The following is a 19224-nucleotide window of genomic DNA, read 5'->3' as shown; positions in this document are numbered from 1 at the left end:
CTGGACTTGCGCCTCGCAGCAGGCCAGGGTTGCTTTTTGCCTGGATTCTGCTCGCGATCGCCGTGGCGGCGGGGGCTGTCTATGTCTTCGCCTTTCCACATCCCGATGCGCTGGTGGCGCACGACAAGACGATCCGTTTGAGCGTGCCACCCGCCGAGACGGCGGAGCCGGTGTCCAATGCGCCTTCGCCGGTCGGTGAGACGGAAAAGAAGGCGGACGTCCAGCGGCCGAGCGGCAATCAGCCCACACCCGAAGCTTCGACCGGCGTGAGCGTGGGCACGCTGGAGAGCGAGGCTATTCCCCCACCGCCGGTGCCGGAGCAGACGAGCGCGCGTGAATCCGACAGCCAGGATACGCCGGCAGTGCGTACCACTGACACCGATAGCACTGAAGCCGGCGCCGGCGGCGGCGAAGGTGCCGCGGAAAGTCCTTCGGCACCGACGCTGTCGCTGAAACCTGCCTGGAAACGCTATGCCCGCGGTCTGGCCCCGCCACAGGGCCTGCCCCGGATCGCCGTTGTCGTGCGCGGGCTCGGCCTTTCCAGCGCGGCGACCGAGGCCGCTATCGAACGCCTGCCGGGCACGATCTCGCTGTCGTTCACGCCATACGCGCGGCGCGCGGCGGAGTGGAGCGCCCGCGCGCGGGCCGGCGGACATGAGGTGCTGATGGACCTGCCGATGGAGCCGCGCGATTTTCCCGCGCTGGATCCGGGTCCGCAGGCCCTGATGACCGAGGCGGCGCAGCAGCGCAACCTGGACCGCCTCGACTGGGCGCTGTCGCGGGGACGCGAGGTCGTTGGCGCGGTCGCCCAGATGGGCTCGCGCTTCATGGCCTCGAAGCAGGCGGCGGAGCCGATCATGCGCGAACTGCGGGCGCGTGGCCTGATGTTCGTGGACAACGGCACGGCGAACCCGCCGGCCGCGCTGCGGATCGCGCGGCGGATCGACCTGCCGCACGCGCTGAACGACCGCACCATCGACGACGGGCAGGTCAGCCGCCCGGCGGTCGAGGCCCGGTTGGTGGAAATCGAACGCATCGCGCAGCAGGAAGGTCTTGCGGTGGCGCTGGCCCATCCCTATCCCGTGGTGCTCGACCTTCTGGCGACGTGGAGCCAGGATCTGGACGAGCGGGGATTCGCGCTGGTCCCGATTACCGAGGCGGTGCAACCGCGCAGCGCCGCCCGGGCAGGCCGCTGAACGCAACCGACAGGCCGGATTCGATCAGGGAGGAGCGATGTCGGAGCAACAACAGCCCCGGCAGCCGACAGCCGAGGAGATCGAGGCGCTGCCCTACCGGCCCTGCGTCGGCCTGATGCTGTTGAACGACGCCGGACAGGTGTTCGTCGCCCAACGCGTGGACGTGCGCGGCGACAACTGGCAGATGCCGCAGGGCGGCATCGACCCCGGCGAAACGCCGCGCAAGGCGGCGCTGCGCGAGCTGAAGGAGGAGATCGGCACCGACGCGGCGGAGATCCTGGCCGAAAGCCGCCACTGGCATTACTATGACCTGCCGCCCTATCTCGTGCCGCGTGTCTGGGGCGGTAAGTACCGGGGCCAGACGCAGCGCTGGTTCGCGCTGCACTTTCTGGGCGACGACGAGGATATCGACCTCGAAGCGCACCACCCCGAGTTCAAAGCCTGGTGCTGGGCCGACCTGGAGCGGTTGCCGCAGATGATCGTGCCGTTCAAGCGCGACGTCTACGACAAGGTGATCGCGGAATTCCACCCCGTGGTGGAGCGGCTACGGCGCGGACATAGGGAGTAAGGCCCGAAGCGGCTATTCGTGCTGTCCGGTGGTAATGCCGAAGCCGCCGCACATCGCGATGATGATCGGAAAGAACAGGATCGCCAGCGCCAGCGCGGCGTAGTAGAGAATGCCGGGCCAGAAGAAGGCGATGACGATCACCAGCAGCAACACCGCCGCCGCGCCCAGCATCGTCTTTTGAAAACCGTCCATGGCGTCGAACCCCTCACATCCACATCGCAGTCCGTGTGCGCGCGCCCGCACGGCGACGCTGCCGCAGACGGCGGCGGACCGCAAGCCCGCACTGCGGGGCTGCGGCGAGCGGCCGCATTGGCGCGCGCATCTTGACCGAACCGCCACGGCCCCATAGGTAAAGACCCACACGGATTGTGCCTTTCTGCACGCTGCTGACAATCGGAAACGCCATGGCCAAGCTGCCCATCCTGATTGCCCCGAACCCGACGTTGAAGAAGGTCGCCAAGCCTGTCGAGAAGGTGGACGACGACATCCGCGCCCTGATGGACGACATGCTGGAGACCATGTACGACGCACCGGGAATCGGGCTGGCGGCCCCGCAGGTCGGCGACCTTCGCCGCATCCTGGTGATCGACTGCGCTCGCGAGGGCGAGGAGCCGCAGCCGATCCGCATGGCGAACCCGGAAATCCTGGAGCGTTCCGAGCAGATGGTGACCGGGGAGGAGGGGTGCCTGTCGCTGCCCGACATTTTCGCCGATGTCACCCGGCCCGACGCGGTGCGCGTGCGCTACCTCGACCACGAGAACGAGATCCGCGAGATGGAGGCCGAGGGGATGCTGGCGACCGTGATCCAGCACGAGGTGGACCATCTGAACGGTATCCTTTTCGTCGACCATCTCAGCTCCCTCAAGCGCAACATGCTGATGCGCAAGCTGGCGAAGATGCGCCAGAAGAAGGGCGGCAAGGTCAGCCAGAAGGAAGCGGCGGTCTAGGCGCCGGCGATGGTGGAACGACCCTTGCGCCTCGCCTTCCTGGGCACGCCCGATTTCGCCCTGCCGACCCTGCGCGCGCTTCTGGATGCGGGTCACGAGGTCGCCTGTGTCTATACCCAGCCGCCGCGCAAGGCCGGACGCGGGCACAAGCCGCGCCCCTCGCCCGTGCAGGCGGAGGCCGAGCGGCGTGGCATAAAGGTGCGCACGCCCACAAGTCTCAAGGACGAAGAGGCGCAGCAGGCGTTCGCGGCCCTGGAACTGGATGCCGCCGTCGTCGTCGCCTACGGTCTGATTCTGCCGCAGGCGATTCTGGCGGCGCCGCGCCTGGGCTGCCTGAACGTCCATGCTTCCCTGTTGCCGCGCTGGCGTGGCGCGGCGCCGATTCAGCGCGCCATCCTGGCCGGGGACGACAAGACGGGCGTTTCCATCATGCAGATGGACGAGGGGCTGGACACCGGCCCCGTCCTGATGCGCGAGGAGGTGCCGATCGGTCCCGACGCTGACGCCGGGCAGCTTCACGATACCCTGGCCGAGTTGGGCGCGCGGCTGATCGTACCGGCGCTTGAAGGCTTGGAGGCCGGCGAGATCGAGCCCGAGCCGCAAAGCGAGGAGGGCGCGATCTACGCCGACAAGCTGGCGCCGGCGGATCGGCGGCTCGACTGGGAGCGCCCGGCCATCGAGCTGGAGCGCCTGATCCGGGCCTTCGCGCCGAAACCGGGCGCCACGACGGCGCTGCCGGACGGCGAAACGCTGAAGGTCCTGCGCGCCAAGGTCCTGCGCGCCGAGGTGGGCCCGGCCTCTCCCTCCGGCAGCAAACCCGGCACCATCGTGGACGACAAGCACTTCCAGGTGGCCTGCGGTCTGGGAACGCTGCGGCTGAAACGGGTGCAGCGGGCCGGCAAGGGCCCGATGGACGCGGAGGACTTCCTGCGCGGCTATACGCTGGAGCGTGGTAGCGTGCTGTCATGACCCGGTGGAAGCTGGTCCTGGAGTACGACGGCGGCGCGTTCGTCGGCTGGCAGCGCCAGAACAACGGGCCCAGCGTACAACAGGCCCTGGAAGAGGCGATCCACCGCCTGTCGGGCGAACGCGCCGAGGTTCAGGGCGCGGGTCGCACCGATTCCGGCGTCCACGCCACGGGGCAGGTTGCGCATTTCGATCTGGATAAGGCCTTCGAGGCGGATACCGTGCGCGACGCCCTGAACGCGCACCTGCGGGCGGAGGCCGTGGCCGTACTCTCGGCGGAGCCAGTTGCCGAGGACTTCCACGCCCGCTTCTCCGCGACCGGCCGCGCCTATCTCTATCGCATCGTCAACCGCCGCCCGCCGCTGGTGCTGGAAGCAGGGCGCGCATGGTGGGCGCCGGTGCCGCTCGACGCCGCCGCCATGGCGGCCGGGGCGAAGCATCTGCGCGGCAAGCACGACTTCACCTCGTTCCGCGCCAGCGAGTGCCAGGCGAATTCGCCGGTGAAAACGCTGGACCATCTGATGGTGACCCGCCGGGGCGAGCACATCGAGATCGAGGCGCGCGCCCGCTCTTTTCTGCACCATCAGGTCCGTAACATCGTCGGCACGCTGAAGCTGGTCGGGCAAGGCAAATGGCTGCCCGAGGATGTCCGCCACGCCCTGGCGGCCCGCGACCGGCGCGCGGCGGGCCCGACGGCGCCGGCGGACGGGCTTTACCTGACCGAGGTGACTTACGACTAGAGGGAAACGGCCGGCCTTCGGCCGCCGCCTTATGCGGCCAGGGCGGTGTCCGTCAGCGTCGTAATAAAGATGCCCAGCACCACGTCCAGCCCGGTGAACCCGGCGGCCTGCATGCCGGTGATGTCGAAGGCCGTGCGTGTCACGTACCACTGATAGACCAGCACCAGGATCATGGCGCCGAAGGAGAGCAGGCCGCTGGCCCCCGGACCCGCGATTCCGCTGGCCGCAAGGCCGATCAGGGGCAGGTAAATCAGAAGCTGGATCACCTTCGACCAGTTCAGCGCCACAACGAAGCCGAGCCAGCGTGATTCCTTGTCCATGCCCAGCGCCAGGTAGTAGGCGGCCAGCGGGAAGGCCGTCCAGTTCATGGTGTAGGCAAGCAGATGGATGATTGCGACCGACAGCGCGTCGGCTCCGACCTCGGCCCGGTTCAGATGCAGCAATACCAGGATGGCGTAGCCGGGCAGCACGATAACGCCCGCGAAGAACGACTGCCAGAACGCGCGCTCGGAGATCTCGAAGAAATCGTGGCCGCGGCGGTCGAACTGCAGCAGGCGCCAGGCGCCGTAGATGGCATATGCGACCTCGGAGAGGCTTGGCAGCATCAGCAGGCCAGCAGACGTTTCAGTGCAACCTCGTAAACGTCGGTCAGATCGCGCAAGTCCCGCAAGGGTGCGCGCTCGTCCACCTGGTGTGCCAGGGCGTTCTTCAGGCCAAGCTCGGCGACGGGGCAAAGATCCTTGATGAAGCGCCCGTCGGAGGTGCCGCCCCCGGTTCCCAGGATCGGCGTCCGCCCCAACTTCTCCTCTACCGCGGCGCTGAGCGCATCGCTCAGCGGACCGGGCGTGCAAAGGAAAGACTCCCCGGATACCCGCACCGCCAGGTCGAAGCGCGGCGCGTCCGGCTCCACACGCTCGCGCACCCAGCGCTCCACGGCGGTGCTGTCGTGCAGGTCGTTGAAACGCACGTTGAAACGGGCGGTTGCCTGCGCCGGAATCACGTTGGTGGCCGGGTTGCCGACATCGACCGAGGTGACTTGCAGGGTAGAGGGCTCGAAGTGCTCGCTGCCCTCGTCCAGACGGTCGCCCGTCAGGCGGTGCAGGCCGCGGACGAGGCGGTGCACCGGGTTGTCGGCGTGCTGCGGATAGGCGGAGTGGCCCTGCGTGCCGTGCACGGTCAACTCGAAGTTCATGCTGCCGCGCCGGCCGATTTTGATCGTGTCGCAGAGATCGGTACCGCTGCTGGGCTCGCCCACCAGACAGTAATCCGGCACCTCGCCACGCTCACGCATCCAGTCCAGCACCTTGCGGGTGCCGTTGATCGAGGGCCCTTCTTCGTCCCCCGTGATCAACAGGCTGACCGAGCCGCCCGGCTCCCCGCCACGCCCGGCCGCGAGCCGCGAGGCCGCCGCGACGAAGCAGGCGACTGCGCCCTTCATGTCCACCGCGCCCCGGCCGATGACCGCGTCGTCCACCACTTCGCCGCCGAAGGGATCGACGCGCCAGTCGTCGGGGTTGCCCGGCGGCACAACGTCGGTATGCCCGGCAAAGCACAGGTGCGGCGAGCCGGTGCCGAGACGGGCATAGAGGTTGTCGACGTTCGGTGTTCCGTCCTCGGAGAAGACCAGGCGATGACAGACGAAGCCCAGCGGCTCCAGCACCTGCTGCAACAGGTCGAGCGCGCCGCCTTCCTCCGGCGTCACGCTTCTGCAGCGAATCAAGCGCCGCGTCAGTTCGACCGGGTCGGGCGGCTGCGTCATGTGCGCAGCAACTCGTTGATCGACACCTTCTCGCGCGTGCGCTCGTCGACGCGCTTGACGATCACCGCGCAGTAGAGGCCGGGTCCGGGGCTGCCGTCGGGCAGCGGCTTGCCCGGCATGGTGCCCGGCACGACTACGGCGTAGGACGGCACGCGGCCGCGATAGACCTCGCCGCTCTCCCGGTCGACGATCTTGGTGGAAGCGCCCAGGTAGACGCCCATCGACAGCACCGCGCCTTCCTCGACGATGACGCCCTCGGCCACCTCGCTGCGGGCGCCAATGAAGACGTTGTCCTCGATGATAACCGGGTTCGCCTGCAACGGCTCCAGCACGCCGCCGATCCCCGCGCCGCCTGAGATGTGGCAGTTGCGGCCAATCTGGGCGCAGGAGCCCACGGTCGCCCAGGTGTCCACCATCGTGCCCGAATCGACGTAGGCGCCGACGTTCACGAAGCTGGGCATCAGCACCACGTCGTTGGCGATATAGGCAGAGCGGCGCACCACGCAATCCGGCACGGCGCGGAAGCCGGCCTCGGTGAAGTGCTTGTCGGTCCAGTCGGCGAACTTCGAGGGAACCTTGTCGAACCAGGCGGCCTCGCCCCACTCGTCGTCGCGCGGACCGCCCAGGACGGTCTTGGTGGGATACAGCCGGAAGGAGAGCAGCACAGCCTTCTTCAGCCACTGGTTGACTTGCCATTCGCCGTCGACCTTCTCGGCCACGCGGTAGGTGCCGTTGTCCAGGCCCGCGAGCGCCAGTTCCACGGCGTCGCGCACCGCCCCCGTCGTGCTTGGCGATGCATCGGCCCGCTTTTCAAAGGCGTCGTCGATGACTGTCTGCAGATCTTCCCGGTTCATCGTGCTGTCTCAAGGTCCCCTGGCCAGGTGAAGCCACGCCCAGGCGCGCGCGGCAAAACGGCGGAGACGATGCGGCACGGCGCACGGGCCGTCAAGGCCGCGCAAGCCCCTTCATGCCGCCTTTCGACCGCCGTTTCCGGCTGGTGACAGGCGCGGCTATTACGCCAGCACGAAGAATAAGGATTTCGTATGGCAACAAATGGCGGTTGTTACAACTTTGCAGCGTGTTAATCGCCATTTAACGATACCCGCAGACAGTGAATGCAGCGTTCTGTCGTCAGTCGCGACGACAAGGGCGTGGCGCGGTACCGTCTTCGGTAATCCGGTCGCCACGCCAATAAAGGCGGTGAGGCGGGATCGAATACATCGCCTTGCATAGATGCGTAGGTATTCGGCGGCCGCCAGACGGGGAGGAAGTATCGATGACCGGCCATGAGGATCGGGAATCCCAGGAATCAATCGACGCGGCGGAAGAGGCCGAGAAACTTGACGCCGAACAGTCCGGGGCGGCCGAGGGGCGGCGGCGCAGCCGCATCGGCGTCAAGCACCGGCTCTACCTCGCCTTCGGCGGCGTCGCGGCGCTGACCGTCGTTGCCAGCGCCGTCGGCTGGATCTCCTATGCGCAGGTCACCGACACGATGGGCACCGTCGTGGGCGAGCAGATGCCACGCATGACCAACGCCCTGCAGTTGGCGCGCGAAAGCACCGCCCTATCGGCGGCGGCGCCGGTCCTCAACGGCGTTCGAACCGACGCCGAGCGCGAGGAGGTCAAGGCACGACTGACGGCGCGCACCGAGGCGCTTTCCGAACGCATTGAAATGCTGGCTGCGAAGGGCGTCGATACGGAAGCGATCAGCCAGCCCGTGGGCGTGTTGCGCGACGCCGTGGCGGCCCTCGACGGCGCCGTGGCCGATCGGCTGCGGGCGAGGAACCGGGTGGACGAGACGGTCGCCCTGATCGACAAGCGCCACACTGACCTGGTCGATGAACTGAAGCCGATGGAAGCGGCGGCCAAGAACGCCCTGGGCAAGGGCTCCGCGTCCGCGACCGTGGCCAGCATCAGGGCGATAAACGCCCTTCTTCAGGAGGACGTCGGACGCCTGGAAACTGCGCTGAACATGCGCGCCCTGGCCAATCGCCTTCAGGGGTTGATCGCGCAGGCTCCCGGCATTGCCTTGAAGAGAGACCTGGAGCCTCTTGCGGAGAAGCTTTCCGCGACGGCAAAGCGCCTGGACGAGATCGTCACTGGCCTGCCGGACAACGACGATACCTCCGTCCTGAAGCTGGCTGCCGGGGAACTCCATGCCGCGGCGGTTGGCGAGGCCAATGTCGTCGCGCTGCGCCGGGCACAGATGGGCGGCGATACGGCCGCCGGCCGCAAGCTGCGCCAGAGCCTGCGCACCGTGCAGAGCATGCATGGGCAGATCCTTGAGGTCAGCGGCACCCTGGTGACCGAGGCGCAGAAGACGCTGAAGTCGAAAGCGCAGAAATTCACGGCGAGCAATGCCAAGCGTATCTCCGACCTCGTCAACAACGAGATGGAGAAGCTGCAGACCTATCTGCGGCTACGCTCGGCGGCGAACCACGCCGCGGGCGTGCTGCAGACCGCGGCGAACGCGCAGACATCCGAAAGACTGGGAATTCTGCGCAAGCGGTTCGTCAAGGACAGCGGCAACATGAGCTATCAGCTGGGCCAGCTCGACGACAAGGTCGGGGGAGGCCTGTCCCCCTTGGTCGATGCCTTGAACGCGCTGGGGCAGGGGGATGACAGCATGTTCACCCGCCGCCAGGCCGAGCTTGCCGCCGCGCAGGCCGCGGAAGAGGCGCTTGCGCGCAGCCGGGAGGCCGCCAAGACCTTGTCATCGCGTGTCGACGCGGTAATGCGGACGAGCCGGCAGGAGGTTCGGCAAGGCACGGAGGCGCTGGACAGCGCCGTCTCGAACGGCCGCACCATGCTGGTCGCCATCGGCGGGGTCAGCGTGCTGATCGCGGCACTGATCGCGTGGCTCTACGTTGGCCGCAATGTGGGCCGGCGGCTGGAGCGCCTGACTGGCTCGACCCGGGCGGTTGCCGACGGCGATCTGGAAGCCGAGATCGACACGCGCGGCAACGACGAGATCGCCGAGATGGCAAATGCCCTTCTCGTGTTCCGCGACGGCCTGATGGAGGCGAAGGAGGCCGACAGGCGTGCCTCCGAGGAGCGCCAGCAGGCCCGCGAGGAGCGCCGCCGGCAGATGCTGGAGCTTGCCGAGAGCTTTGAGGCATCGGTCAGCCAAGCGGTGGACAAGGTCGCCGCCTCGGCCCAGGGGATGCACGACACGGCCGAGAGCATGGCCGCCACGGCCGAGCAGACCAGCCGGCAGAGCCAGGCCGCCGCGCAGGCGACCGAGGCCGCCAGCGGCAATGTCCAGACGGTGGCCAGCGCCTCGGAAGAACTCGCCGGCTCGATCACCGAGGTCAGCCGCCAGGTCACCCAGTCCACCGACATCGCCAACAAGGCGAGCGACCGTGCCCAGCGCACCAACGAGACGGTGCAGGGCCTGCAGGCGGCGGCGAACAAGATCGGCGAGGTCGTCAACCTGATCCAGGACATCGCCGAGCAGACCAACCTGCTCGCGCTCAACGCCACTATCGAGGCCGCGCGCGCCGGCGAGGCCGGCAAGGGCTTCGCCGTGGTGGCGCAGGAGGTCAAGCAGCTCGCCAACCAGACGGCGAAGGCGACCGAGGACATCGCCGCCCAGATCAACGACGTGCAGAAGGTCACCGGCGAGACTGTCGAGGCGATCGGCGACATCGCCCATACCATCGAGGAGATCAACGAGATCGCGGGCAGTATCTCCGCCGCCGTGGAGCAGCAGACGACCGCGACGCAGGAGATCGCACAGAACGCCCAGAACGCGGCCGCTGGCACCGAGGAGGTCAGCGACAACATCGCCGGCGTCGACAAGGCCGCCAGCGAAACCGGCTCGGCCGCGCACGGTGTGCTGGAATCGGCTGGCCAACTGGGCGATCTGTCGAAGACGCTACAGTCCGAGGTGGATTCCTTCCTGAAGCACGTCCGCGCCGCTTAAATCCTGCTGTTCGAGCGTAGCCATCCGGCGAGGTCGTCGGTGACGTGGTGGACGAAATCCTCGGCGCCCGTGTGGCCCTGCAGCGCCCATTCGCTGTCGTTGGCGACCCAGACGGTGGTCATGCCAAGTTCGGCCGCGGGCTCCAGATTCCGGGGCATGTCGTCGAAAAACACCGTGGCCTCGGGGCGCAAGCCGTGGCGGACGATGAGCTGGTCGTAGGGTCCGCGCGCTGGCTTGGGCACGTAGTCCGCGGCCGCGATATCGAAAATGGCCTCGAAGTGGTGAGCGACGCCCAGCCGGTCCATCACGTTGACGGCGTGGTTCTCGGAGCCGTTCGTGAAGATCAGCTTGCGCCCCGGCAGCGCGGCGAGCGCGGCATCGAGATTGGGGTCGGGCTGCACGGCGGAAACGTCGATGGCGTGGACGTAGTCCAGGTAGTCGTCCGGGGCGATGCCGTGGACATCCATCAGCCCGCGCAGGGTCGTGCCGTGATCGCGCAGGTAGTCCTTTTGGATCTTCCTGGCCTCGGCCGGGTTCGCGAGGCCGAGCGCCTGCTGCACGAACTCCCCCATTCGCCGGTCGACCTGGTCGAACAGGCGGCAGGACGCCGGGTACAGCGTGTTGTCCAGGTCGAACAGCCAGATCGTCTCGTCGGTCATTGCCTTCCTTTCGGACTTCCGCCGAAGCGTGTGCGCCTGGCCGTGCGCGCGGCAGGGTTGCCATCCAGCATTTAAGGTGCCCTTAACGCAAGCTCAACTACACAGGTTGGTCGTGGCGATCCAGGACGTATCGCTGTCGAGGCCAGGTAGAAGGCGATGACGAACACCTCTTCCCCATCTTCGGCCCCTTCCGGTTGGGTGGATGGCAACCGCAGATTGGACCTCAGCCTGTTCGCGCTGGGCGGGCCGTTCGCGAACTATACCGGTCCGGCGATCGTCATTGGCCCGAATCGGCTTGTCCTGGCGGCCAACGCGGCGGCGGAAGAGCTTTCGCAAATTATCAAGGCGGCGCCATCGGACGAGCTGCGCACCGCAATCGATACCGCCCTGTCCGGCCGCGCGGCCCAGATCAACCCGCTTTTCCTGCCGTCCGCCGATGACCGGAAGAGGCATAGGCGCGCCCTCGACCTGACGGTTCTGCCCTGGGGCGATGGCGCGGCGGCCCTCGTGCTGGGCCGCGATATCACACTGGACCGCCATCTGCGTCGCGCGCTCGTCGATTCCCACGAGCGCTACAAGGACATCGTCGGCCTGCTATCGCGGGACTTTGCCTGGGAGACCGACGCGGATGGCCGTTTCGTCTTTATCTCGCCGCGGGGTGGTCTGGGGTATTCCGCGGATGGTCTGCTGCACCGCCGGGCGGCGGAGTGCGTCGTGGACGGGCCGGTCGACCGGGTGTTCCAGGCGGCGGAGGCGGTCAACGAGATCGCTCTTCGCCTGCGCCATGCCGACGGATCGCTGGTGGCGGTCGTGGCAAGCGCCACGCCGGTGCGAGACATCGATGGTGTATGGCACGGCGCACGCGGTATCTGCCGCGATGCGGCCGGCAGCGGCGACGCAGCGGGCGATGCGCCGCCTTGTGGCTGAACCGCGGGCGGGTATCCTTCACACCGTTCCGGCAAGTTGCGCGCGATGGCATTTCATGGCGTCCGCGATGAAATCCAGCAGGGCGCGGATGCGGGCCGTTTTGCGAAGATCCGGATGGGTCAACAGCCACAGGTCCGTCGCCAACGAAGGGATCGTCCCGCCAATGCGGACCAGCCGCTTGTCGCTGTCACCGAGGTAGCAGGGCAGAACCGCCAGCCCGGCGCCGTCCCTTACGGCGGCGAACATCCCGAAGAGCGTGTCCACGCGATACCGGCAGCGCGCGTCCAGCCCCTGATCGGCCATCCATCTCTCAAGCGACGCGTAGGCCATGCCTTCGTCCGGGCCGATCCATTCCTTGGCGTGGATGTCTATCTCGCCACCATCCGCCGGGCAGAGGTCATCGCGGCCGTAGATTGCCTGCGCGATGGTGCCGATGCGCCGGCCGACCAGGGTTTCCGGCGGTGACGGGGAGGGCCGTATCGCCACGTCGGCCTCGCGCCTCGTCAGGCTGAAAAGCTGGTTCGAAACCGAGATCTCGACGCGGATATCGCTGTGCGCCTTGCGGAAATCGCGGAGGATCGGCGACAGCAGCCCCGCCAGCAGCGTATCGGTCGTCGTCAGCCTGACGGTCCCAGACGGCCGCAGGTCCTGCCCGGCGAAGCGCCGCTCCACGTCCAGGACCTCGCTCTCGATCCGCCGGGCTGCCGCGGCGGCCTCCTCGCCGGCGGCGGTGGGGGTGTAACCCTTGCGCCCCCGGTCGAACAGCTTGGCGCCCAGGCGCTCCTCGATCTCGCCAAGATGGCGGAACACCGTCGCATGGCTCAGCCCCAGCCGGCGTCCCGCGCCCGAAAGCGTGCCTTCGACCGCGACGGCCAGGATCAGCCGCAAGTCGTCCCAAGCCAGTTGTCTGTTCATTCGTGCAAACGAAATTGTCGGCTGTGTCTAATTGTGACGGATAATTGAATAGATTATCCCGATTCATAGCAATAGACGATATTACAAAGGAGCTGGAACTTATGCACGTTTTGGTTGTACATGCCCATCCCGAACCGACTTCATTCAACGCGACACTTAAGAATGTCGCGGTGGATACTTTGAAGCGGCAGGGTCATAGCGTCGAAGTCTCCGACCTCTATGCCGAAGGGTTCGACCCGGCGGAAAAGCCCGAGCACTACGACAACCGGGTGAACGTCGATTGCTTCTCGCCCCTCGCCGAGCAGCGCAATGCCTGCCAGACGGGCACGCTTCCCGGCGATGTCCACCGCGAGATCGCGCGGCTGGAGCGCGCCGATCTCGTGGTGTTCCAGTTCCCGCTTTGGTGGCACGCGCAGCCGGCTATCCTGAAGGGCTGGTTCGACCGGGTGTTCGTCAGCGGCGGGCTGTACACAAGCAGCATGCGCTACGATCAGGGTTACTTCCGCGGCAAGCGGGCGATCTGCTCGGTGACGACCGGCGCGCCGGCGGAGACCTTCGAGCCGAACGGCCGTGGCGGCGATATCGAGCTTCTTCTCTGGCCGATCCAGTTCTCGCTTTATTACATGGGCTTCGACGTACTGCCGCCGTTCATCGCCTTCGCCATTCAGGGGCACGGTTTCGGCAATATGGATGAGGACAGTTTCAAGCAGCAGCTTGAGCGGCAGAAGGCGGAATGGGCCAGCCGGTTGGAAAATGCGGAGAACACGCGGCCGCTTCCGTTCCCTGGCTGGAACGATTGGGACGAGATTGGCCGCCCGAAGCCCGAAGGCAGGAGCGCCGAAGCCGCGCTTCGGTTCATGTCACAGCAGGAGGGCGGGGCACGGCAATAGCGATGCTCGCCGGGCGCGGTCCCGATCAGCGAAGCGGGACCGCCTCGCGCTGTTGGAGGGGTGGGGTAACGCCGGCCTCCAGATCGCTTTCGGACAATACGCGGTTCCGTCCGGCTCCCTTCGCGGCATAGAGCGCGGTGTCGGCGCGCTCCAGCAGCGTTTCAAGCGATTCGCCAAGCCGGTACCGGGCCACGCCCGCCGAGATCGTAACCTTGCCATAACGCATGTCGCTCTTGCGGCTGGTTAGCGTGTGGCTGGCCAACTTGTCGCGAATGCGGTCGATAAGGGTGACGGCGTCGACGAGGGCGGTTTCCGGCAGGATCAGGGCAAACTCCTCGCCGCCATAGCGTGCCGAAGTGTCGCGCCCCTTGGTATGGTTGCGCAGGTGCGCGGCGACCAGTTTCAGGACTTCGTCGCCGACGTGGTGGCCGAAGCGGTCGTTGAACTGCTTGAAGTGGTCGATGTCGGCCAGGACCACGCTGACCTCGTGGCCGTGCTCCATGGCCGCGGCGCCGGCTTCGCGCAGGCGCTGATCGAAGAGCTTTCGATTGGCGATGCCGGTAAGGGAGTCGGTCACGGCGTCGCGGCGCACGCTCTCCAGGTCTGCACGCAGGCTGGTCACTTCGCGCGTGGACTTTTCCAGCCTGTGCTCCAGGTGCTGGTTCTTGGCCATGATGGCGCGCGTTTCCTGAAGCATCGCGCGCACGGTGGTCTGCACGTTCTCCAACGTCTTGCCGTCGGAAAGCGCGCCGGAAAGATCCGCCATCTTGCGGCCGTAGGCGTTGGTATCCTTGCCGGCTTCGCCAAGGACGGAGACGATGCGCCCCATCTCCTCTTCCAGCTTCCGGCCGGTTTCCTGGATGTATTCCAGGTCGGCGTCCATGGCGAAGAAGCGTTCGTAGATTTCCAGGTTCCGCTCGGCGGTGAACGGGGAGTTGTTGGAGATCAGAACGTCCAGCGCCTTGTTTAAGTCAGGGTTCTGGCCCGCGGCGTAAGCGTACCACACCGTGTAGTTCTCGGGTGTCGGCGGGATATCCAGCGCCTCCATCCGCTCAAACGCGGCTGCGCTATATTCTCGCGAGCGCTTCATATTTTCGGCTTGCTGCATTGGCACACCCTTCCGCCGCGGGACGGCAGGCCGTCCCTTTCCGCCAGGGACCCGGCGCCCATGCAAGCCGATATTGGTTATGATTTGGTTAGGAGGACAGCCCGGACACACGCTGCGGTCGGCCCGCCATTCCAGTACGCGAATGCAGTATTAAGCGGACAGTGGCGGCCGCATTATGGCAGGAAACGGAAATAGATCATTCAATGCGCGGACATCGACGGGGATGTTGACCAAAAATGTCACAGAGCGCGCGCATTTTGCTGCTACCCCGAACGATAGTGGTATGCTCAAGTCGATCTTGCCCCGCAACCCCACTACACCCGATTGCATGCGGGGCAGGCGGACTGCAATGGTCCGTGCCTTAGCCTAGTGCCTACGCCCCCGCGTCCCGCTCCCTAAATGGGCGCGGGGGTTTCTTGTCCCGATTGCATGGAATGCGGCCGTATGGCCGGCGACTACGTGCGTGTGCGGCGGCGAGCCGTGGATAACGGCGGCCGTCCGTCAGGGACGCGTCTGACCGCTGCCGTGGACGACGTACTTGTAGCTGGTCAGCTCGGCCGCCCCGACCGGGCCGCGCGGCGGCATCTTGCCGGTCGCGATGCCGATCTCCGCGCCCATGCCGAACTCGCCGCCGTCGGCGAACTGGGTCGAGGCGTTGACCATCACGATGGCCGCATCGACCTCGCCGCAGAACTTCTCGGCAGCCGCGGTGTCGCCGGTCAGGATGGCCTCGGTATGGCCCGAGCCGTGGCGGTTGATGTGGGCGATGGCGTCGTTCACGCCGTCCACCATCTTGACCGCCAGGATCGGTGCCAGGTACTCCATGTCCCAGTCCTCCGGGCGCGCCGGCAGCATCCGCTGCTCGGCCCCGCAGACGGATTCGTCGCCGCGCAGCTCGCAGCCGGCGGCAAGCAGGTCGTCCACGATGCCGGGCAGGTGGGTCGTGAGCGCGGCGCGGTCGACCAGCAGCTTCTCCGTGGCCCCGCAGATGCCGGGGCGCCGCATCTTGGCGTTGAACACCACACGGCGCGCCAGCTCGGGGTCGATGGACGCCTGGACGTAGGTATGGTTGATGCCCTCCAGGTGGGCCAGCACGGGCATGCGGCTTTCCTCGCGGACCCGCTGGATCAGGCTCTTCCCGCCGCGCGGGACGATGACGTCGATGTGCTTGTCCATGCCAAGCATCAGCCCGACGGCGTCGCGGTCGGTCGTCGGCACCCGCTGCACGCAGGCCTCGGGCAGGCCGGCGGCGGCCAGGCCATCCCGCACGCAGTCCACGATGACCGCGGCGGAATGATAGCTCTCCGAGCCGCCGCGCAGAATCGCGGCGTTGCCGGATTTCAGGCACAGGCCGGCCGCATCGGCGGTAACGTTGGGGCGGCTTTCGTAGATGATGCCGATTACGCCGATGGGCACGGCAACGCGGGCGATCTTCAGGCCGTTGGGGCGTTCCCATTCCGCCAGCGTGCGGCCCACCGGATCCGGCAGCTCGGCGATCGCCTCCAGCCCGGCGGCCATCGCCTCGATCCGCTGCTCGCTCAGTTCCAGCCGGTCCAGCAGTGCCGCGCTCAAATCGCGGCTCCGGGCGCCCTCGACGTCCTTCGCATTGGCGTCGAGGACCTCGTCCGTCCGCCGGCGCAGCGCTGCCGCTGCCCCTTTCAGGGCCTTGTCCTTGGCTGCGCCGTCGGCGACGGCAAGCGCGTGGGAGGCGGCCCGCGCGGTTTCGCCAAGCTCGATCATCTCATGATAAAGCCGTCCGGCGTTCGCGCTCTGCTGTGCGGGGGCGGCGCTCATCGTCTCTTCCCCTCCTCGGTGACTACCAGATCGTCCCGGTGGATCAGTTCCTCGCGGCCACGATAACCCAGCACGGCCTCGATGTCTTTCGAGTTATGACCGCGAATCAGGCGCGCATCCTCGCCGCCATAGGCGGCCAGCCCGCGCGCCACTTCGTGCCCGTCGGGCGCGCGGACGATAACAAGGTCGCCGCGCTGAAAGCCGCCTTCAACCTGCGTCACCCCGGCGGGCAGCAGTGATTTCCCGGCGCGCAGTGCCTTGAGCGCCCCGGCATCGACGGTGATCGCGCCGGCCGGGTTCAGCGACCCGCCGATCCAGCGCTTGCGCGCCGTCTGCGGCTCGACCTGCGAGACGAACCAGGTGCAGCGGCCGCTTTCCTGCATGCGGGCCAGCGGGTGCTTGGCCCGGCCCTGGGCGATGGCCATGTGGCTGCCGGCGGCAAGCGCGATGCGGGCCGCCGCCAGCTTGGTCACCATGCCGCCGGAGGAATAGCCCGGTGGGGCGTCGCCGCCCATCGCCTCGATCTCCGGCGTGATCGCGTCGACCCTCGGTATCAGGGCCGCGTCGGGGTCGCGCTTCGGGTCGCTGGTATAGAGGCCGTCGATGTCGGAGAGCAGGACCAGCGCCTCGGCGTCGATCATCGCGGCCACCCGTGCGGCCAGGCGGTCATTGTCGCCGAATCGGATCTCGCTCGTGGCCACCGTGTCGTTCTCGTTGATGACCGGAACCGCGCCCAGGCGGAGCAAGGCGTTGACCGTGGCACGCGCGTTCAGGTGGCGTCGGCGTTCCTCGGTGTCGTCCAGGGTCACGAGCACCTGGGCCACCGTGATGTCGTGCCGCGCCAGCGTTTCCTGATAGGCGTGGGCAAGGCGAAGCTGCCCGGTCGCCGCGGCTGCCTGCTTTTCCTCCAGCCGGATGGTGCGGCGGGTCAGGCCCAGCCGGCGCCGCCCGACGGCGATGGCGCCCGAGGACACCAGCACGACTTCCACCCCGCGTGCCCGCAGATCAGCGACGTCGTCGGCCAGCGCATTCAGCCAGCCGCGTCGGATGGCGCCGCTGGCTTCGTCGACCAGGAGGGCCGAGCCGATCTTCACGACGATGCGCCGCATGGCCCCAAGGTTGGGGGTCCACGCCTCGCTCGCCGCTAACTCGGCCAGGTTCCGCCCTGCGTCGAAGGGGCCGCTCATGGCTGCCAGTCCCCGCTTTCGCCAACGGCATGCGCGACCCGGCGCTCCTGGCGTGCCGCCAGGACATGGTCGAGCAGGGCGCCGATGACCTCGTCCGTGCCCGCGCCACTGACGGCGGAAACCTGCAGGACGGGCTTGCCGGCCGCCGTTGCGAGAGCCTCCGCCTGCTCGTCCACCAGTTCCTGCGGGAAGGCGTCGATCTTGCTGACGGCCACAAGCTCCGGCTTGTCGGCCAGGCCGTGGCCGTAGGCGAGGATCTCGTCGCGCACTTGGCGATAGGCGGCGGCGACGTCGTCCTGCGTCACGTCGACGAGATGCAGCAGGACCGCGCAACGCTCGACGTGCCCTAGGAAGCGGTCGCCGAGACCATGGCCCTCGTGCGCGCCCTCGATCACGCCGGGGATGTCGGCCAGCACGAAGCGCTCGCCGTGATGGTCGATCATGCCAAGGTGCGGATAGAGCGTCGTGAAGGGATAGTCCGCCACCTTCGGACGCGCCCGCGACACGGCCGATAGGAAGGTGGATTTGCCAGCATTGGGCAGTCCGACCAGCCCGGCGTCGGCCAGCAGCTTGAGGCGCAGCCACACCCGGCGCTCCTCGCCCACAAGGCCGGGCTTCGCCTGGCGCGGTGCCTGGTTGGTGGAGGACTTGAAACGGGTGTTGCCGAATCCGCCGTTGCCGCCATGGGCCAGGATCGCGCGCTCGCCCGGTTCCGTCAGGTCGGCCAGCAGCGTTTCCTTGTCCTCGTCCAGGACCTGGGTGCCGACGGGCACCTTGACGACGAGATCGTCGCCGCTGGCGCCGGTCTGGTTCCGCCCGCGCCCGTGCTCGCCGTTTTCCGCCTTGAAGTGCTGGTGATAGCGGAAGTCGATCAGCGTGTTGAGGTCGTCCACCGCCTCGAAGACGACATCGCCGCCGTTGCCGCCGTCGCCGCCGTCGGGGCCGCCGAACTCGATGTACTTCTCGCGCCGGAAGGACACGCAGCCATTCCCGCCGTTACCGGCCTTCAGATATATCTTGGCCTCGTCGAGGAACTTCATGGCGCGGCGCGCGAATGTCTTGTGCGTTTGGTGTCTGTTACGGCGAAACGAAAAGGGGGGAATGGCATGCCATTCCCCCCGATCCGTGTCTGGATGCGCGGTTCGGAGGCTGTGCCTACTCCTGCGGCACCACCGAAATAACGGTTCGTCCGCCGGTGGTCTTACGGAACTGCACCGTACCTTCGGTCTTGGCGAAAATGGTGTAGTCCTTGCCCATGCCGACGTTGTCGCCGGGATGCCACTTGGTGCCGCGCTGGCGGATGAGGATGTTGCCGGGGATCACCCGCTCGCCGCCGAACTTCTTCACGCCCAGCCGCTTGCCGATCGTATCGCGGCCGTTGCGCGAGCTACCGCCTGCCTTTTTATGCGCCATGGCGTGGTGCTCCTACCTACTCGTCGTTCTCGGCCTGCTTGCCGCGGGCCTTCCGGTTATTCGCCGCCGCGGCCTTGCGCTCGGTCTGGCTTGCCGTGCCGGCGTTGCGCTGCTTGGCGGTCGTGGACTTCGCCCTGGACTGCCGGGTCACGGCGGCCTGCGTCGCCTTCTTCTGCGCGTTACGGCTGGCTGGCTTTTTGGTGGCCGTCTCGCCGGAGTCGCCGGCGGAG

General features: G+C 67.3%; 19 protein-coding genes. 8 read left to right on the top strand and 11 right to left on the bottom strand.

All coding sequences use genetic code 11. The annotated features are described in order from the left end of the window. Nucleotides 1-29: 29 nt before the first annotated feature. Together DRB17_RS14490 and DRB17_RS14485 are read left to right on the top strand one after the other, a co-directional pair. Nucleotides 30-1196 carry a divergent polysaccharide deacetylase family protein gene (locus tag DRB17_RS14490; RefSeq protein WP_161958838.1) on the top strand — a complete coding sequence of 389 codons (1167 nt, stop codon included), beginning with the start codon at nucleotides 30-32 and terminating at the stop codon, nucleotides 1194-1196. A 37-nt stretch (nucleotides 1197-1233) separates the two neighbouring features. After that, nucleotides 1234-1764, top strand: coding sequence for an RNA pyrophosphohydrolase (locus DRB17_RS14485; protein WP_114582935.1), 531 nt, complete (start codon nucleotides 1234-1236; stop codon nucleotides 1762-1764). 12 nt (nucleotides 1765-1776) lie between these two features. Here DRB17_RS14485 and DRB17_RS14480 read toward each other — a convergent pair whose 3' ends face one another. Continuing rightward, nucleotides 1777-1956 carry a hypothetical protein gene (locus tag DRB17_RS14480; protein WP_114582934.1) on the bottom strand — a complete coding sequence of 60 codons (180 nt, stop codon included), beginning with the start codon at nucleotides 1954-1956 and terminating at the stop codon, nucleotides 1777-1779. Nucleotides 1957-2168: 212 nt separating this feature from the next. Between DRB17_RS14480 and def the strand changes: the two genes are divergently transcribed. The 3 genes from def to truA are packed head-to-tail and all read left to right on the top strand — an operon-like array spanning nucleotide 2169 to nucleotide 4417. After that, on the top strand, nucleotides 2169-2711 hold the full coding sequence (def, locus tag DRB17_RS14475) for a peptide deformylase (RefSeq protein ID WP_114582992.1): 543 nt from the start codon (nucleotides 2169-2171) through the stop codon (nucleotides 2709-2711). 9 nt (nucleotides 2712-2720) lie between these two features. Further along, on the top strand, nucleotides 2721-3680 hold the full coding sequence (gene fmt, locus DRB17_RS14470) for a methionyl-tRNA formyltransferase (protein WP_114582933.1): 960 nt from the start codon (nucleotides 2721-2723) through the stop codon (nucleotides 3678-3680). Then, nucleotides 3677-4417 carry a tRNA pseudouridine(38-40) synthase TruA gene (gene truA, locus DRB17_RS14465; protein ID WP_114582932.1) on the top strand — a complete coding sequence of 247 codons (741 nt, stop codon included), beginning with the start codon at nucleotides 3677-3679 and terminating at the stop codon, nucleotides 4415-4417. Before fmt ends, truA begins: the two co-directional genes overlap by 4 nt. Nucleotides 4418-4446: 29 nt before the next feature. Here the strand turns inward: truA and DRB17_RS14460 are convergent, their stop codons facing one another. Genes DRB17_RS14460 through dapD form a run of 3 tightly spaced genes read right to left on the bottom strand, consistent with a single transcriptional unit; the run spans nucleotide 4447 to nucleotide 7030 of the window. After that, nucleotides 4447-5022, bottom strand: coding sequence for a hypothetical protein (locus DRB17_RS14460; RefSeq protein WP_114582931.1), 576 nt, complete (start codon nucleotides 5020-5022; stop codon nucleotides 4447-4449). Beyond that, on the bottom strand, nucleotides 5022-6176 hold the full coding sequence (dapE, locus tag DRB17_RS14455) for a succinyl-diaminopimelate desuccinylase (RefSeq protein ID WP_114582930.1): 1155 nt from the start codon (nucleotides 6174-6176) through the stop codon (nucleotides 5022-5024). The genes DRB17_RS14460 and dapE overlap by 1 nt, the downstream gene beginning before the upstream one ends. Beyond that, nucleotides 6173-7030 (bottom strand): 2,3,4,5-tetrahydropyridine-2,6-dicarboxylate N-succinyltransferase, encoded by an 858-nt coding sequence (gene dapD, locus DRB17_RS14450; protein WP_114582929.1) that lies wholly within the window; start codon nucleotides 7028-7030, stop codon nucleotides 6173-6175. The genes dapE and dapD overlap by 4 nt, the downstream gene beginning before the upstream one ends. Before the next feature lie 422 nt (nucleotides 7031-7452). On the opposite strand from dapD, the gene DRB17_RS14445 reads away from it, so the two are divergent. Then, nucleotides 7453-10101 (top strand): methyl-accepting chemotaxis protein, encoded by a 2649-nt coding sequence (locus DRB17_RS14445; protein ID WP_114582928.1) that lies wholly within the window; start codon nucleotides 7453-7455, stop codon nucleotides 10099-10101. Here the strand turns inward: DRB17_RS14445 and DRB17_RS14440 are convergent. Next, nucleotides 10098-10760: a pyrimidine 5'-nucleotidase gene (locus tag DRB17_RS14440; protein ID WP_114582927.1), complete on the bottom strand. Its 663-nt coding sequence runs from the start codon at nucleotides 10758-10760 to the stop codon at nucleotides 10098-10100. The genes DRB17_RS14445 and DRB17_RS14440 overlap by 4 nt on opposite strands. 216 nt (nucleotides 10761-10976) lie before the next feature. On the opposite strand from DRB17_RS14440, the gene DRB17_RS14435 reads away from it, so the two are divergent. Further along, complete coding sequence (locus DRB17_RS14435; protein ID WP_161958837.1) at nucleotides 10977-11687, top strand: PAS domain-containing protein; 711 nt, start codon at nucleotides 10977-10979, stop codon at nucleotides 11685-11687. An 18-nt stretch (nucleotides 11688-11705) separates the two neighbouring features. On the opposite strand, the gene DRB17_RS14430 is transcribed toward DRB17_RS14435, so the two are convergent. Continuing rightward, nucleotides 11706-12602 carry a LysR family transcriptional regulator gene (locus DRB17_RS14430; RefSeq protein ID WP_114582925.1) on the bottom strand — a complete coding sequence of 299 codons (897 nt, stop codon included), beginning with the start codon at nucleotides 12600-12602 and terminating at the stop codon, nucleotides 11706-11708. A gap of 101 nt (nucleotides 12603-12703) precedes the next feature. Between DRB17_RS14430 and DRB17_RS14425 the strand changes: the two genes are divergently transcribed. Next, nucleotides 12704-13492, top strand: coding sequence for an NAD(P)H-dependent oxidoreductase (locus DRB17_RS14425; protein WP_114582924.1), 789 nt, complete (start codon nucleotides 12704-12706; stop codon nucleotides 13490-13492). Between the two features lie 25 nt (nucleotides 13493-13517). Here the strand turns inward: DRB17_RS14425 and DRB17_RS14420 are convergent, their stop codons facing one another. The 5 genes from DRB17_RS14420 to rpmA all read right to left on the bottom strand — a co-directional run bounded on the left by DRB17_RS14420 (nucleotide 13518) and on the right by rpmA (nucleotide 18994). Continuing rightward, a complete protein-coding gene (locus DRB17_RS14420) occupies nucleotides 13518-14600 on the bottom strand; it encodes a GGDEF domain-containing protein (RefSeq protein WP_114582923.1) in 1083 nt (360 codons plus the stop codon). A gap of 501 nt (nucleotides 14601-15101) precedes the next feature. After that, entirely contained in the window at nucleotides 15102-16394 is a 1293-nt protein-coding gene (locus tag DRB17_RS14415) for a glutamate-5-semialdehyde dehydrogenase (RefSeq protein WP_114582922.1), read from the bottom strand. Then, nucleotides 16391-17503: a glutamate 5-kinase gene (proB, locus tag DRB17_RS14410; RefSeq protein WP_241503849.1), complete on the bottom strand. Its 1113-nt coding sequence runs from the start codon at nucleotides 17501-17503 to the stop codon at nucleotides 16391-16393. The genes DRB17_RS14415 and proB overlap by 4 nt, the downstream gene beginning before the upstream one ends. A 74-nt stretch (nucleotides 17504-17577) precedes the next feature. Further along, a complete protein-coding gene (gene obgE, locus DRB17_RS14405) occupies nucleotides 17578-18621 on the bottom strand; it encodes a GTPase ObgE (protein ID WP_114582920.1) in 1044 nt (347 codons plus the stop codon). Between the two features lie 115 nt (nucleotides 18622-18736). Continuing rightward, complete coding sequence (gene rpmA, locus DRB17_RS14400) at nucleotides 18737-18994, bottom strand: 50S ribosomal protein L27 (protein ID WP_114582919.1); 258 nt, start codon at nucleotides 18992-18994, stop codon at nucleotides 18737-18739. Nucleotides 18995-19224: the final 230 nt, after the last annotated feature.

This window comes from Ferruginivarius sediminum (genome assembly GCF_003344765.1).
Taxonomy (GTDB): domain Bacteria; phylum Pseudomonadota; class Alphaproteobacteria; order Kiloniellales; family Rhodovibrionaceae; genus Ferruginivarius; species Ferruginivarius sediminum.
This window is presented reverse-complemented; position numbering and strand designations above follow the sequence as displayed.

What these genes read in the sequence shown, in the direction of transcription:
- DRB17_RS14480 (WP_114582934.1), bottom strand. Translation starts at nt 1,956, where the DNA reads ATGGACGGTTTTCAAAAGACGATGCTGGGCGCGGCGGCGGTGTTGCTG.
- truA (WP_114582932.1), top strand. Translation starts at nt 3,677, where the DNA reads ATGACCCGGTGGAAGCTGGTCCTGGAGTACGACGGCGGCGCGTTCGTC.
- DRB17_RS14430 (WP_114582925.1), bottom strand. Translation starts at nt 12,602, where the DNA reads ATGAACAGACAACTGGCTTGGGACGACTTGCGGCTGATCCTGGCCGTC.
- rpmA (WP_114582919.1), bottom strand. Translation starts at nt 18,994, where the DNA reads ATGGCGCATAAAAAGGCAGGCGGTAGCTCGCGCAACGGCCGCGATACG.
- def (WP_114582992.1), top strand. Translation starts at nt 2,169, where the DNA reads ATGGCCAAGCTGCCCATCCTGATTGCCCCGAACCCGACGTTGAAGAAG.
- proB (WP_241503849.1), bottom strand. Translation starts at nt 17,503, where the DNA reads ATGCGGCGCATCGTCGTGAAGATCGGCTCGGCCCTCCTGGTCGACGAA.
- DRB17_RS14420 (WP_114582923.1), bottom strand. Translation starts at nt 14,600, where the DNA reads ATGCAGCAAGCCGAAAATATGAAGCGCTCGCGAGAATATAGCGCAGCC.
- DRB17_RS14445 (WP_114582928.1), top strand. Translation starts at nt 7,453, where the DNA reads ATGACCGGCCATGAGGATCGGGAATCCCAGGAATCAATCGACGCGGCG.
- obgE (WP_114582920.1), bottom strand. Translation starts at nt 18,621, where the DNA reads ATGAAGTTCCTCGACGAGGCCAAGATATATCTGAAGGCCGGTAACGGC.
- DRB17_RS14415 (WP_114582922.1), bottom strand. Translation starts at nt 16,394, where the DNA reads ATGAGCGCCGCCCCCGCACAGCAGAGCGCGAACGCCGGACGGCTTTAT.
- DRB17_RS14425 (WP_114582924.1), top strand. Translation starts at nt 12,704, where the DNA reads ATGCACGTTTTGGTTGTACATGCCCATCCCGAACCGACTTCATTCAAC.
- DRB17_RS14460 (WP_114582931.1), bottom strand. Translation starts at nt 5,022, where the DNA reads ATGCTGCCAAGCCTCTCCGAGGTCGCATATGCCATCTACGGCGCCTGG.
- dapE (WP_114582930.1), bottom strand. Translation starts at nt 6,176, where the DNA reads ATGACGCAGCCGCCCGACCCGGTCGAACTGACGCGGCGCTTGATTCGC.
- dapD (WP_114582929.1), bottom strand. Translation starts at nt 7,030, where the DNA reads ATGAACCGGGAAGATCTGCAGACAGTCATCGACGACGCCTTTGAAAAG.
- DRB17_RS14440 (WP_114582927.1), bottom strand. Translation starts at nt 10,760, where the DNA reads ATGACCGACGAGACGATCTGGCTGTTCGACCTGGACAACACGCTGTAC.
- fmt (WP_114582933.1), top strand. Translation starts at nt 2,721, where the DNA reads ATGGTGGAACGACCCTTGCGCCTCGCCTTCCTGGGCACGCCCGATTTC.
- DRB17_RS14485 (WP_114582935.1), top strand. Translation starts at nt 1,234, where the DNA reads ATGTCGGAGCAACAACAGCCCCGGCAGCCGACAGCCGAGGAGATCGAG.